This is a genomic window from Streptomyces sp. NPDC029674 (assembly GCF_044903205.1).
In the GTDB taxonomy this organism is placed as follows: Bacteria; Actinomycetota; Actinomycetes; order Streptomycetales; family Streptomycetaceae; genus Streptomyces.
The window spans coordinates 188140-201290 of sequence record NZ_JBJDPY010000010.1; the positions used below are offsets into that span (position 1 = coordinate 188140).

Below are 13151 nucleotides of genomic sequence, written 5' to 3' on the forward strand. Positions count from 1 at the left end.
TGCATCCGTCGTGAGCGGGACCGGACGTAACACGGGGGGTGGCCGTGGGGCACGCGATGGGGACGTTGGGCGGCGGGGGCTCGGCCGGCGGGAGGGGACGGGCGGCCGGACCGCCCGGCGTTCGCCTCGTCGCCGCCCGCCTGTTCGCCGCGCAGGTGCTGCGCGGGCAGGCGCAGGTCACCTTCCTGCCGAGCGCCGCCGCGGGCGCCGTCTTCTGCGTGGCACTGTTCGCGGCCGGCTGGGAGTACGGCCTCTACGGCCTGGCGGGCACCGCCGTGGGCACGGCCACCGCGCGGCTCCTCGGCGTGGACCGCGACCGCGTCTCGACGGGCCTCGAAGGGTTCAACGCCTGCCTGACGGCGCTGTGTTTCGCCGTCTTCCTCGGCGCGGAGCACGTGTCGACGGCGCTGCTCGCCGTCGCGGGCTGCGTGGTCGTCACCGTCGTGACCGCGGCGGTGGTCCGCACGCTCGGCGTCTGCGGCCTGCCGTCGCTCACCCTGCCGTACTGCCTGCTCGGCACGGTGGTGACCGTCGCGGCGCCCGGGTTCCGGCACGTCTGGCACCACGGGGAGGGCCCGGCCGCGTTCGCCCGGGCCGCGACGGGCTCCACGGCCCTCCACCCGGCCGACCTGGCCCGGGGCTTCTTCACCGGCTTCAGCCAGATCTTCTTCATGCCGCAGTGGTACGTGGGCGCCCTGCTGCTGCTCGGCCTGCTCGTCGCAGGACCGCGCACGGCAGCCGTGGCCTGCCTCGGCAACGCCACCGGAGTGGCGACCGGGTGGGCCCTGGGCGCCCCCGCCGCGCAGATCGCCGACGGCACGACCGGCTACAACGCGGTCCTCGTGGCCCTCGCCCTGTGCGGCGTCTTCCTCCCGGCACGGGCGGCGACGCTCACGTACGCGCTCGTGGGCGCCGCCACCGCGACGGTGCTCGGCCCGGCGGTGGCCGCGTTCTTCGCACCGTCCGGCGGACACGCCTTCACCTGGCCGTTCGTGCTGACCACGTTCGTGTTCCTCGCGGCGGCCAAGTCCTTTCCGGTGCTTGCCCGTTCGGGCGTTCCGCGGCCGGGGCGGGGCGATACCGTGACGCCATGAGTATCGCCTACGACGCACTGGCCGCCGCGGCGCTCGGCGGAGCCGGGGGACAGCTGGGGACCAATGCCGCCGCCGCGCTCTGGGACCGGCTCCGCGAGCGGTTCTCCCGGGATGCCGCGGTGGTGGCGGTGCTCGACGAACGGGACCCGACGGACCCCGGAGCGGTGCGCCGGCTGGGCGGGGCCCTGCGGGAGTCGGCCGCCGCCGACCCCGGCTTCCACCGCGAACTCGAGGCCCTGGCCGCCCGGTTCGGCCCGGTGACACCGCAGTTCAACACGGTCAGCCGCTCCCGGGGCCTGAACGCGCCGGGAGCGACGTTCACCGGTCCCGTCACCATGAACTTCGGTGACGAGCCGGAGACCGACGAGTGGGAGACCGACGAACCGGAGAACGCCGGGCCGTGAGCAACCACGTCGACGGCTCGTCCGGGCTCAACGCGCCCGGAGCCGTCTTCCACGGCGACGTCCACCTCCACCTCGGGCACGATGCCGCCCGCCCCGGGCCCCACACGCCCGGGACCGAACAGCTCCTCCTACGGGTCGTGCAGCGGGAGTTCCACGACGGGGCCTCGGTCCGGCTGCTCGACCCCTCCCTCGTGCGGGAGCACCGGAGCGTCGCGGACGTGTTCGTGGACCTCCTCGTGCTACTGCCGTCCGAGGAACAGGACGACTTCGGCACCGGGGGCGCCCCACAGCACTTCATGGAGCAGTACCTCGCCCTGGAGAAGCCGTCATTCCGTACCGTCCTGACCGGCGGGCCCGGGCAGGGCAAGACCACCGCCGTACAGATGCTCGCCCATGTGCACAGGGCCGAGCTGCTGCGGGCCTTCGATTGCGAACGGCTCTCCCCACGGACCCTCACGGAACTCGACCGGGTCGACGGGGGTCTGCGCAGGCTGGAGCTGACTCCGCCCTCCACCGCGAGACTCCCCCTCTGGGTAGAGGCCGACGCCTTCGCCGCGTACCTCGGCGGCGTCCCCGAGACGCGGCGCTCCCTCTGGCACTTCATCGGCCACCGCTACGAACGTCTGCTCAAGACCGACGTCTCCACCACGGAGGTCCGCGCCCTGGCCCGCGCGGTGCCCACCGTGCTGATCCTCGACGGCTACGACGAGGTGTCCCCGCGCCGGCGTGCCGCCGTCCTCGGCCACGTCAGGGACTTCGCGGACGACCTTCAGATGGACCGGGCCGACGCGTCGATCACCGTCACCTCCAGGCCGCAGGCGTACGGGAACGAACTGCGGCCGCACGGGTTCACGTCATGGTCCCTGACGGACCTCTCCCCGCAGGAGGCCGAACTGCACGCGGCCGTCCTGGCCGGACACGACGCCGACGGCGAGCGGCTCCTCGGGCTCTTCCGCGAGGCGGCCCGGCACGGCGATCTGCCGGACATCCTGAACACACCGCTGCATGTCGCGCTGGTGATGTCGATCCTGGCCGACTCGGGCGAACTCCCCTCCGGACGCCACCGGTTGTTCGGCCGCTACTACGACCACGTCTACGCCCGCGAGGAGGGGCGGGGCGGGGAACTCGGCGCCTTCCTCGAACAGCATCGCGGACTCGTCGACGAGCTGCACCGCCGGGCCGCCTTCCACATCATCGTGGCGGGCGAGGAACGGCACGACGCGGGCGGCATCCGCACCGAGGACTTCGCCGCGCTCGCCCGGTCCGTGGTGCGGGACATGCGGGACACCGGCGGCCCCGCGGAAGACGACGAGGCGGTGCTGGTCGAGCGGCTCCTCCGGTTCGCCGGGGAACGCCTGGTCCTGATCGTCGGCGTGGACTCCGACAGCGTGGGCTTCCAGATCAAGTCCCTCGTGGAGTTCCTGGCCGCCGCCCATCTCGCGGGGACGGACGACGAGCGGCTGGTGCGCGAGCGGTTCCGCGCGGCCGCCGCGCGCGAGCCCTGGCGCAACGTGGCCAGGTTCATGGCCGCCGCGGCCTTCGAACCGGACCGTCTCGGCGAGCGGGACCTGCGCGACTCGGTGGTGACCGCGCTGGCCGAGCTGGACGAGGCGGAGTTCTGCGGGACCCGCTCGCTGGAGCTGCGCGGGGCCGAGTTGGCCATCGACCTGCTGTCGGACCTGCCGGAGCTGGAGGAGCGGTACCTGCACCACCTGCTGCCGGGCGCGGACGTCATCGCCGACCTCGGCCGTCGCGCCGACCGGCTCGTCGGCGCGACGGCCGATCTCTTCAGCGGTGCCCGGCTCGAGGATCTCCTCGGCCGCATGACTTCGAGCCCACCGGCCCAGCACATCCACTTCGCCCTCTGGCGCTTTCTCAACCTGCTGGCGGAGGCCGGAAACGAGGCCGCCTCGACGGCAGCACGCGCACACCTGGACACGGCCACTCCTGAGCTGCTCCCCAAGCTCCTGCTCGATACAGCGATCCCCGAAGTCGTCGGGCCGGAGCAGCTCGGTGACCTTCTGTGCCGCGCGGATCCGCACGCGGTGCGCGTGGACGCGTTCGTACGGAGGGTCGAGGGGCTGTCCGCCTGGGCCTGGGCGGCCTGGCAGGTGATGCACTCCGGGCCGCCCAGGCGCGAGCTGCGCACTTTGCAGCTCGAAGACTTCTGGCCGCTGTCCGGACCGGTGGCACTGAGAACTTCGCGCTGGCTGGAGCCGTTGGCCACGCCGCCGGAGGGTTGTCATCCGAACTGGACCGCCTGGTGCGAGGGGGCACGCGCGGCGGTCAGCCCCTCCGTCGGCGCACTCGATGCGCTCACCGACAAGCAGTCCGACTTCTCGGACTTCTCGGCGCCGCGCGTGCTGCCGTGGCCGGTACGGGAATGGCTGATCGGCGTGCGCACTCCCCCGGCACCGCTGGACGCCCGGGCCTGGCATGCCGCGGAGGAACGCTGGCTCGCGGACGGCGTGCGTCTGCACGACGTGGCCACCTACCTGCGCGAGGGTGCACTTGGCCCCCACGTGGCGTCGAGCGGCTTCCCGTTCGCCACGACGCACTGGAGCATGCCGGGCGCGGCCGATCCCCGCGTCTCCTCGCTGGCCGCCGAGGTCTGGGACCTTTGGACCAGGCACCGTACGGGTCCTCGCGCGGCACGAGTCGCCGTCGCGGAACGACTGTTGCTGCCGTTCTTCGACTACGGTCTGCGGCACGGCGTGCCGACGGCGTCGGCCCGACAAGTGCGCGAGGCGATCGGTACGCTCCCGCACAGCCCCCACATCAGCTACGAGACCGCGTTGCTGGTGCTCTCGGACTGCCCCGACGACGCGGAGTTCGCCGCCCTGGCGCGGCGGCTCTCCCCTCCCAGGTGGTCCGTGCGCGCCGGGGAACGGGGTCAGGGGTCGGCCCACGACGTCATCGTGCGAGCCCACCGACTGCTGGACACGGGCCCGTTCCGGGAACTGTGCGCGGCCATCGCCATGCTCACCGACCAGCCGGAGACCTGGGATGCCCTGGTCGCCCACTGGCTCGCGCCCGGGGACTCCGGGCACGAGGACTGGCCCCTCGTGCAACTGTTGCGGGTCGACGGGCCGCCGCCCACCGACCGTGACATCGCCCTGGCCGTGAAGGCGACGCGCAAGCTGGACCTCTACGAGCTCGCCGAGAACATCCCCTACTGGTCGGATGAGTTGCGGGCCCGTGTCCGGGACCAGATCCAACTCCAGGAGGGGATGCGGTGGGCGAGGTACCCCAACAGGACTCCGTGGGCCGACGGGGGGACGGTGGACCCGCTTCCGCTCGCCCTCCTGAAGCTGAAGCTCTGACCTCACACCCTCAGAACACGACCAGCGCCCGTCCCCCCTTGCCCGCCATCATGTTCTCGAAGGCCGCCGGGATGCCGTCGAGCCCGATTCGGTCGGTCACCAGAACTCCCAGGTCCAGGCGTCCCGCCCTGACGTGTTCCGCGAGGACCGGCAGGTCGGCCGACGGGTCCGAGTTGCCGTAGACGCAGCCGGAGAGGGTCCTGCCCCAGTGGAAGAGTTCCAGGGCGTTGAAGGTGACCTGCTGGTCCTTGCCGCCGATGCCGACCACCGTCGTGCGGCCGCCGCGGCGCGTCGACTCCCAGGCCGTGCGGATCGTCAGCGCGCGGCCCACGCACTCCACGGCGACGTCGGCGCCGTGGCCGCCGGTGAGTTTGCGGATGTCGCGGGCCGTCGTCTCGGAGGCGACCACGTAGTCGGTGGCGCCGGCCGAGCGTGCCAGGGCCTCCTTCTCCGGGGAGACGTCGACCGCGATGATCTGGCCTGCGCCCGCGATCCTGGCCGACTGGAGCGTGGCGAGGCCCACGCCGCCGACGCCGAAGACCACGACCCTCTCGCCCTCGCGGACCCGCGCCGAGTGGTGCACGGCGCCGTAGCCGGTCAGGACGGCGCAGCCGAGCAGGGCCGCGTCGGTGAGCGGGACGCCGTCCGGCACGGGCAGGACGCAGTTGGCCGCGACCACCGTCTCCTCGGCGAACGCGGCGACGTTCAGGCCGGGGTGCAGGTCCGTGCCGTCGGGCCGCTTGGCGTAGACGTCGGCCGCGCCCGCGAGGGCGTTCCCGCAGAGCCACACCTCGCCGATCGAGCAGGCGTGGCAACTGCCGCAGGACGGCGCCCAGTTCAGGACGACGCCGTCGCCGGGGGCGATGTGCGTGACGCCCTCGCCGACCGAGACCACGGTGCCCGCCCCCTCGTGGCCGAGGACCGCCGGCACCGGCACCCGCATCGTGCCGTTGGTCAGGGACAGGTCGGAGTGGCAGACCCCGGCGGCCGCGAGGCGCACCCGGACCTGGCCGGGGCCGGGCTCCGGCAGGTCGATCTCGGCGATCTCCAGCGGGGAGCCGACGGCGGGGAGGATGGCGGCGCGAACCACGTTCACGTACTCCTTAGGAAGGTCTCGAACTCGGCCGTGCGGTCAGAACTGCAGGGACTTCGTCTGGAGGTACTCCGTCAGGCCGTGCGCGCCCAGCTCGCGGCCGACGCCCGACTGCTTGTAACCGCCGAAGGGCGCGAGGGGGTTGAAGCTGCCGCCGTTGATGTCGACCTGGCCGGTGTCCATGCGGCGGGCGAACGCGACCGCCTCCGCGTCGTCGGCCGCCCACACCGCGCCCGCGAGCCCGTACACCGTGCCGTTGGCGATGCGCAGGGCGTCGTCCTCGTCCTCGTAGCGGAGGAGGGAGAGCACCGGGCCGAAGATCTCCTCCTGGGCGATGGTCATGTCGGGGGTGACGTCGGCGAAGACGGTGGGCTGGACGAAGTAGCCCTTGTCCTTGGGGGATTCGGGGCCGCCGGCCACGATCCGGGCGCCCTCCTCGACGCCCTTCTCGATGTAGCCGCGCACGCGGGCCTGCTGCTTGGCGTTGACGACGGGGCCGATGCGGTCGCCGTACTTGGCGGCGGCGGCCGCGGCCAGCTCCACCGCCTCGTCGTACCGGTCCGTGTGCACCAGCATGCGGGTCCAGGCGCTGCACGTCTGGCCGGAGTTGGACATCACGTTGGCGACGCCGACGTTGACGGCCTTGGCGAGGTCGGCGCTGGGCAGGATGACGTTGGCGGACTTGCCGCCGAGCTCCAGGGCGACGCGCTTGACGGCCGCGCCCGCGGTGGCGCCGATCTGCTTGCCGACCGCCGTCGAGCCGGTGAACGAGACGAGATCGACGCCCTCGTGCTCGGCGAGCGCCTGGCCCGCGACCGGGCCGAGGCCGGTGACCAGGTTGAAGACGCCCGCGGGCACGCCCGCCTCGTCCACCGCCTCCGCGAAGAGCTGCGCGGTGAGCGGGGTGTCCTCGGCGGGCTTGAGCACGACCGTGCAGCCCGCGGCGAGCGCGGGGGCCACCTTGTTGACGATCTGGTGGAGGGGGTAGTTCCAGGGCGTGATCGCGCCGACGACGCCGACCGGCTCCAGGTAGACGGTGGAGTTGCCGACCCGCTCCTCGAAGGGGTGCGCCGCGGCCAGTTCGGCGTACGAGCCGGAGACCAGGATCGGCACCCCGGCGTGCACGGCCTGCGAGAACGGCAGCGGGGCGCCCAGCTCGGCGGTGACGGTCTCGGCGACCTCGTCCTTGCGGGCGACGAGGCGGTCGCGGAGGGCGCCGATCAGGGCGGCGCGCTCGGCGGGCGGGGTGGCGGCCCAGCCGGGCAGGGCGGCGCGGGCGGCGCGGACCGCGGCGTCGACGTCCTCCGCGGTGCCGGCGGGGACCTGGCCGACGGGCTGTTCGTCGGCCGGGTTCAGGACCGTGATGGTGTCGGTGCCCGCAGCCGGGCGCCAGGCGCCGTCGATGTACATCCCGTCGTGGGCCTTCATCGCATTCCTCCAGGTAGTCGTCCGCGCTACAAACTAGCGCTGATAGTTTTCTGACACCAGGGGCGCAGGCCCCCCGTACGTTTCGTCCCGGAGGCCTGATCCTGTCCGTCCGGTGGCAGGGCTCTGGGTCCTAGGCGGGATCCAGTGGGCCGAGCAGCCATACGCCGGTGGAAGCGGGCCCCTCGTCGAAGTAGAACTCCCGGATCGCCTGGAGCATGTCGTCCCGGCCGATCAGCCCGTCGGCGTCCCGGTCGAGGCGGCCGAAGACCTCGCGGGCGTCCGGTTCGGGCAGCCCCATGAGGGCGCCGGACCAGCGGACCTGCTCGTCCCGGGTCAGTTTCCCGTCGCCGTCCTGGTCCGCGATGTCCATCAGCGCGTCGAGGAAGGGCACGTATCCGGCGTCGAAGGAAGCGGGCGTGACCAGCAGTCCGGCGGCGAACGCCGCCTGGTACTCGGCGAGGCTGATGCGTCCGTCGGCGTCGGTGTCCGCGGCCCGGGACAAGTGCTGCCACAGGCCGTCGCTCAACTCCCGCATGCGCTTGAGCGCGGGAGCGTCGGGCGCGAGGCGGAAGGCGTCGGCGAGGCGGTCGCAGGCCGACGCGAAGTCGGCGCGGTCGATGTAGCCGTCACCGTTGGTGTCGAAGGTGGCGAAACGGCGGGCGAGTTTGCGCTGCAGGAACGGCGAGATGTCCATGCCCGACACCATGCCTGCCGACGCGGCGCCTGAGAAGCCACTGCCGCCCCGCATCGCCCGGTAGTGGCCGGAAGCGCCCGACAGCACCCGGAAGCGCCTGGAAGCGTCTGGAAGCGCCCGATCCGAGGCGCCGAGCAGAACACGGTGACGCCGACCGGCCGCCTCGGTCCCGCCATGACCTCACACATCCGCCCGTCGGACGCCTGCCGGATGCCTGCCAGAACACGGCCCCGAGCTGTTTTCCGGACACACCCCATCCATTCGCCGCGTATTCGATTTCGAATACGTGACAGACGCATGACAAGGCGTCCGGACTCTTGATCTCCACCTCTCGAACAGCCACTCTGCTGATCGCGACGGGAGCGGCACGCACCGCTCCCTTCTGTGTGTGCGATCCCGCGCACACCCCCCACAGTCGCGTCGCCCTACCCCGGGCACGCCGCCAAGAGGAGGACTCCCTCGTAATGGCCATGCTTCGCAGCAAGAAGACTGTGATCGCCGCGGCGATCTCGACCGCCACCGCCGCCGCTGTCATCGGTACGGTCACCGCCCTCCCCGCCCAGGCCGCCCCCGCCGAGGGCACCGTGCTCGCCGCCGGCTCCGCCGACGCGATCAAGGGCAGCTACATCGTCACGCTGAAGAACGGGTCGGGCCTCAAGGCCGCCACGAGCCAGGGCAAGGACCTCATAGCCGAGTACGGCGGCTCGGTGCAGAAGACCTTCAAGTCCGCGCTCAACGGCTACTCCGCGAAGCTGACCGCGACGGAGGCGAGGAGACTCGCCGCCGACCCCGCCGTCGCCTCCGTCGAGCAGAACCAGAGACTCCACTCCACCGCGACGCAGACCAACGCCCCCTGGGGCCTGGACCGCATCGACCAGCCGAGGCTGCCGCTCTCCGGGTCGTACACCTACCCGGACACCGCGGGCTCCGGCGTCACCGCGTACGTGATCGACACCGGTGTGCGCATCTCGCACTCCGAGATCAGCGGCCGCGCGGTGAACGGCTACGACGCCGTGGACGGCGACACCACCGCCCAGGACGGCAACGGCCACGGCACGCACGTCGCCACGACCATCGCGGGCAAGACGTACGGCGTGGCCAAGAAGGCCAAGATCGTCGCCGTCCGCGTGCTCGACAACAACGGCTCCGGCACCACCGCCGGCGTCATCGCGGGCATCGACTGGGTGACCAGGAACCACGCCGCCGGTGCCCCGGCCGTGGCCAACATGTCGCTCGGCGGCGGCGCCTCCACCTCGCTGGACAACGCGGTGAAGAACTCCATCGCCGACGGCGTCAGCTACGCGGTCGCCGCGGGCAACGAGAGCACCAACGCCGCCAACTCCTCCCCCGCGCGCGTCCCGGCGGCCATCACGGTCGGCGCCACCGGCAGCAACGACGCGCGGGCGAGCTTCTCCAACTACGGCTCGGTCCTGGACATCTTCGCGCCGGGCGTCTCCATCAAGGCGGGCTGGCACACCGGCGACACGGCGACCAACACCATCTCCGGTACGTCGATGGCCACCCCGCACGTCGCGGGCGCGGCGGCGATCTACCTGGCGGGCCACACCTCGGCCACGCCGGCGCAGGTCGCCTCCGCCCTGGTGAACGGCGCCACGCCGAGCGTGGTGACCAGCCCGGGCACGGGTTCGCCGAACAAGCTGCTCAAGATCGTTCAGTAACTTTCCGGTCGGCACGGGTAGTTGTGCCCCGGGGGCTGCGCGCGCCCCCGGGGCGCTTCCGTGCGCCGGGACGCTTCCGTGCGCCGAGCCCCGCCGCAAGCAGCAGCAGTCCGCCCAGCATCACGAACGGCGCGGCCACGCCCGCCACCCCGGCGACCAGGCCCGCGGAGGCCGGGGCCGCGACCTGCCCGAGGCGGTTGCCGGTGAGGCGCAGCGCCAGCGCGGTCGAGCGCGCTCCGTCGGGCGCCGCCTGGACCACCGTCGTCATGGAGAGCGGCTGGCCGACCCCGAGGCAGAAGCCCAGCGCGGCGAGCATGAGGGCGAGCCCCCACACCGGCACGGGCAGCGCCACGCCCGCGCACAGCACGCCGCCGAGCAGACAGGTGCCGGTCAGGAGCACGGTCCTGCCGAGGGCGCGGATCAGCGGAGTCATCACCAGGCGGCACGCGATGGTCGCCGCGGCCCGCAGCGACAGCAGCAGGCCGACCGTGGCGGGCGCGATGCCCCGGTGCTCGCCGACCACCGGCAGGTAGGCCGTGAGGATGTCCGTCGCGGAGAGCACGGCGAGGCTGATGAAGATGCCCGCGGGCACGCCCCGGGTGCGCAGGATGCCGAGCACCGGCACGCGTTCGCCGCGCGCGGGGGCGGCCTCGGGGCGCTTGTGCTCGATGCGCCACAGCGAGGTGAGGGAGACCGCGCCGACCACCGCGGAGACGACGAGGGCGAAGGCGCTCGTGCGGCCCGTGTCGGCGCCGATCAGGGCGCCCGCGGCGATCGGCCCGATCAGCTGGCCGAGGGAGGCGCCGATGGTGAAGTGGCCGAAGTTGCGGTCCTGTTCGGCGGGTGCGGACTGCCGGGCGACGATCGACTGCGCGCCGATCACGAAGCAGAGGTGGCCGAGCCCCATCACGCCGCTCCAGGCGGCCATCGCCGCGAGCGAGCCCGCCGTACCGCTGAGGGCGCAGCCGCCGGAGATGAGGACGACGCCGACGGGCAGCAGCGGCGCGCACCGTCCGTGGTCCGTGCGGCGTCCGAGCGGCACGGCGGCGAAGAGCGGCAGCAGGGCGTAGACGCCCGCGATGACGCCGATGGCCCGCTCGTCGGCGCCCAGCGAAAGGGCCCGGTAGGAGACGGCGGGCCGCGCCATCGACACCGCCCCCTGCGCGAAGCTGAAGGCGATGACGAGACGGAGCAGCCAGCCCCTGCCACCGGGCCCGGACGGTACGGCAGGCATCAGATGATGCCGAAGAGGATTCCGGAGCCGAGCACGACCAGCGAGGTGAGCACGGCCCACTTGACGGTGAACTTGGTGTGGTCGCCGAACTCGACCTTGGCCATGCCGACGAGGACGTACACGGCGGGCACCAGCGGGCTCGACATGTGCAGGGCCTGTCCTGCGATGGAGGCGCGGGCGATCTCCAGGGTGCCGACGCCGTGCGCCTGGCCCGCCTCGGCGAGGACCGGCAGGACACCGAAGTAGAAGCCGTCGTTGGACATGAAGTAGGTGAGCGGGATGGAGAGCAGTCCGGTCACCAGGCCCATGTGCGGGCCCATGCCCTCCGGGATGGCGTCGACGAGCCAGTCGGCCATGTGGTCGACCATGCCGGTGCCGGTGAGGACGCCGGTGAAGACGGCGGCGGCGAAGACCATGCCGGTGACGTTGAGGACGTTCTCCGCGTGGGCGGCGATGCGGGCCTTCTGGTCCGGCATGTGCGGGAAGTTGACGGTGAGGGCGAGCGCGGCGCCGAGCAGGAAGAGGACCGGGATCGGCAGCCACTCCATGATCATGGCGGTGAGCAGCAGGACGGTGAGGGCCGCGTTGAACCAGTAGAGCTTGGGGCGCAGGGTGGGGCGGTTGGGGTCGAGCCCCTGGAAGCCGTCGTCGTCGGCGTCGTCTCCGGCGGCCGTGTCCGCCGCGTCCGTCTCGCCGCCAGTTCCGGAACCCGCTCCTCCACCGGTGGTCTTCTTCGTGAGCGAGGTCCGGCCGTCGCCGCCCGCGCCCACCAGGACCGTCTCGGTCGCCGTCTCCTTCTCCAGGACCTCGTCCAGGGAGAGCGTGCCGAGCCGCTTGCGCTCGCGCAGACCCAGTGCGTACGAGAGCAGGAACACGGCCACGAGCCCCATGGCGAGCGCCGGGATCATCGGCACGAAGATGTCGGCGGCGTCCACCTTCAGGGCGGTCGCGGCGCGGGCCGTGGGGCCGCCCCAGGGCAGCGTGTTCATGACGCCGTTGGCGGTGGCGGCGACGCCCGTCATCACGACGAGGCTCATCTTCAGGCGCTTGTACAGCGGGTACATCGCCGAGACCGTGATCATGAAGGTGGTCGAGCCGTCGCCGTCGAGGGAGACGATCGCGGCGAGCACGGCGGTGCCCACCACGATGCGCATCGGATCCGCCTTGCAGAAGCGGAGGATGCCCCGGACGATCGGGTCGAAGAGGCCGACGTCGATCATGACGCCGAAGTACACGATGGCGAACATGAGCATGGCCGCCGTGGGCGCCAGATTGCCGACGCCGTCGAGGACGTAGTCCCCGAGATGGGCTCCCTTTCCTACGAACACGCAGAAGAGCGCGGGGATCAGCACCAGCGCCGCGATCGGCGACATCTTCTTCATCATGATCAGCACCAGGAAGGTGGCGATCATGACGAATCCGAGGATTGTCAGCATGGGGGCTACCTAACGTTCACCATCGAACTCCCACCAGGTCTGGCGGTCCGGACGACGTTAGGACCCGCTATCCAGCGTTAACAAGATGTTGACGCGCGAGCAATAAGCGCAAAACTCCTGGTCACGGCGGGGTGTGTCACGGCGGGGTGTCGGACCGGGCTCAGTCCAGCGACCGCGCGAAGTACGCGTGCAGCAGGATCCGCGCCTCGTCGACGAGGGCCGGGTCGCCGGCCGGGTCGGCGCGGAACGCCAGCTGGAGGACCGCGTCGACCGCCTCGACGCCGACGAGCATCGTGCGGCGCAGGGCGGCGTCGAGCGGGCGCTCCAGGTGCCCGGCGAGCAGGGCCGCCACCCGCTCGGCGACCTGCGAGTTGGCGTCCGGCATCGCGTCCGGCGCCGAGGGGATGCCGAAGTCCACGAGGCCGAAGCCGGGGACGGTGCGCATCATCGTCAGGTACTCGTCGAAGGCGGCGTCGACGGCGCCGCGCCAGTCGCCGCGCCCGACGCCGGTCACGCGCGCGGCCACCCGCTCGGCGTACGCATCGAGGTTGCGGTGGGCGAGGGCGTCGGCGAGGGCCCGTTTGTTGCCGAAGAAGCGGTAGACCGAGCCGATCGGGACGCCGGCGCGCTGGGCCACGGCGCGGGTGGTGAGGCCTTCGTAACCGGTCTCGTCGAGGACGGCGGCGCAGGCGTCGAGGATCCGGGTCAGGCGCTCGGCGCTGCGCTCCTGCACGGGGACGCGGCGCATGGAGGCGGGGGCGCGGGG

Annotated in this window: 10 protein-coding genes; 4 read left to right on the forward strand and 6 right to left on the reverse strand. The window is 72.3% G+C overall.

Annotated elements, in window-relative coordinates; translation table 11 throughout:
- Positions 1-56: 56 nt before the first annotated feature.
- From ACI2L3_RS24635 to ACI2L3_RS24645, 3 genes are read left to right on the forward strand one after another with little or no spacing between them, the layout of a single operon-like run.
- Positions 57-1094 carry an urea transporter gene (locus tag ACI2L3_RS24635; RefSeq protein ID WP_404754551.1) on the forward strand — a complete coding sequence of 346 codons (1038 nt, stop codon included), beginning with the start codon at positions 57-59 and terminating at the stop codon, positions 1092-1094.
- Positions 1091-1498 (forward strand): hypothetical protein, encoded by a 408-nt coding sequence (locus ACI2L3_RS24640; RefSeq protein WP_404754552.1) that lies wholly within the window; start codon positions 1091-1093, stop codon positions 1496-1498. The genes ACI2L3_RS24635 and ACI2L3_RS24640 overlap by 4 nt, the downstream gene beginning before the upstream one ends.
- Positions 1495-4821 carry an NACHT domain-containing protein gene (locus ACI2L3_RS24645; protein WP_404754553.1) on the forward strand — a complete coding sequence of 1109 codons (3327 nt, stop codon included), beginning with the start codon at positions 1495-1497 and terminating at the stop codon, positions 4819-4821. The genes ACI2L3_RS24640 and ACI2L3_RS24645 overlap by 4 nt, the downstream gene beginning before the upstream one ends.
- Positions 4822-4831: 10 nt before the next feature.
- Here the strand turns inward: ACI2L3_RS24645 and ACI2L3_RS24650 are convergent, their stop codons facing one another.
- From ACI2L3_RS24650 to ACI2L3_RS24660, 3 genes are all read right to left on the reverse strand, one after another.
- Positions 4832-5911: a Zn-dependent alcohol dehydrogenase gene (locus tag ACI2L3_RS24650; protein ID WP_404754663.1), complete on the reverse strand. Its 1080-nt coding sequence runs from the start codon at positions 5909-5911 to the stop codon at positions 4832-4834.
- Positions 5912-5953: 42 nt separating this feature from the next.
- The gene (locus ACI2L3_RS24655) at positions 5954-7342 is read right to left on the reverse strand and encodes an aldehyde dehydrogenase family protein (protein WP_404754554.1); all 1389 of its coding nucleotides are present in this window, start codon (positions 7340-7342) and stop codon (positions 5954-5956) included.
- Between the two features lie 130 nt (positions 7343-7472).
- Positions 7473-8036 carry an EF-hand domain-containing protein gene (locus ACI2L3_RS24660; protein WP_404754555.1) on the reverse strand — a complete coding sequence of 188 codons (564 nt, stop codon included), beginning with the start codon at positions 8034-8036 and terminating at the stop codon, positions 7473-7475.
- Positions 8037-8500: 464 nt separating this feature from the next.
- Between ACI2L3_RS24660 and ACI2L3_RS24665 the strand changes: the two genes are divergently transcribed.
- The gene (locus tag ACI2L3_RS24665) at positions 8501-9715 is read left to right on the forward strand and encodes a S8 family peptidase (protein ID WP_404754556.1); all 1215 of its coding nucleotides are present in this window, start codon (positions 8501-8503) and stop codon (positions 9713-9715) included.
- On the opposite strand, the gene ACI2L3_RS24670 is transcribed toward ACI2L3_RS24665, so the two are convergent.
- From ACI2L3_RS24670 to ACI2L3_RS24680, 3 genes are all read right to left on the reverse strand, one after another.
- Positions 9699-10949 carry an MFS transporter gene (locus ACI2L3_RS24670; protein ID WP_404754557.1) on the reverse strand — a complete coding sequence of 417 codons (1251 nt, stop codon included), beginning with the start codon at positions 10947-10949 and terminating at the stop codon, positions 9699-9701. The genes ACI2L3_RS24665 and ACI2L3_RS24670 overlap by 17 nt on opposite strands.
- Positions 10949-12385 carry a CitMHS family transporter gene (locus ACI2L3_RS24675; RefSeq protein WP_404754558.1) on the reverse strand — a complete coding sequence of 479 codons (1437 nt, stop codon included), beginning with the start codon at positions 12383-12385 and terminating at the stop codon, positions 10949-10951. Before ACI2L3_RS24675 ends, ACI2L3_RS24670 begins: the two co-directional genes overlap by 1 nt.
- Positions 12386-12545: 160 nt before the next feature.
- On the reverse strand, positions 12546-13133 hold the full coding sequence (locus tag ACI2L3_RS24680) for a TetR/AcrR family transcriptional regulator (protein WP_404754664.1): 588 nt from the start codon (positions 13131-13133) through the stop codon (positions 12546-12548).
- Positions 13134-13151: the final 18 nt, after the last annotated feature.

Excerpts from the sequence above, each read along its gene's own strand:
- ACI2L3_RS24635 (WP_404754551.1), top strand. The coding sequence starts at position 57 with ATGGGGACGTTGGGCGGCGGGGGCTCGGCCGGCGGGAGGGGACGGGCG.
- ACI2L3_RS24640 (WP_404754552.1), top strand. The coding sequence starts at position 1,091 with ATGAGTATCGCCTACGACGCACTGGCCGCCGCGGCGCTCGGCGGAGCC.
- ACI2L3_RS24655 (WP_404754554.1), bottom strand. The coding sequence starts at position 7,342 with ATGAAGGCCCACGACGGGATGTACATCGACGGCGCCTGGCGCCCGGCT.
- ACI2L3_RS24660 (WP_404754555.1), bottom strand. The coding sequence starts at position 8,036 with ATGGACATCTCGCCGTTCCTGCAGCGCAAACTCGCCCGCCGTTTCGCC.
- ACI2L3_RS24665 (WP_404754556.1), top strand. The coding sequence starts at position 8,501 with ATGGCCATGCTTCGCAGCAAGAAGACTGTGATCGCCGCGGCGATCTCG.
- ACI2L3_RS24670 (WP_404754557.1), bottom strand. The coding sequence starts at position 10,949 with ATGCCTGCCGTACCGTCCGGGCCCGGTGGCAGGGGCTGGCTGCTCCGT.
- ACI2L3_RS24675 (WP_404754558.1), bottom strand. The coding sequence starts at position 12,385 with ATGCTGACAATCCTCGGATTCGTCATGATCGCCACCTTCCTGGTGCTG.
- ACI2L3_RS24680 (WP_404754664.1), bottom strand. The coding sequence starts at position 13,133 with ATGCGCCGCGTCCCCGTGCAGGAGCGCAGCGCCGAGCGCCTGACCCGG.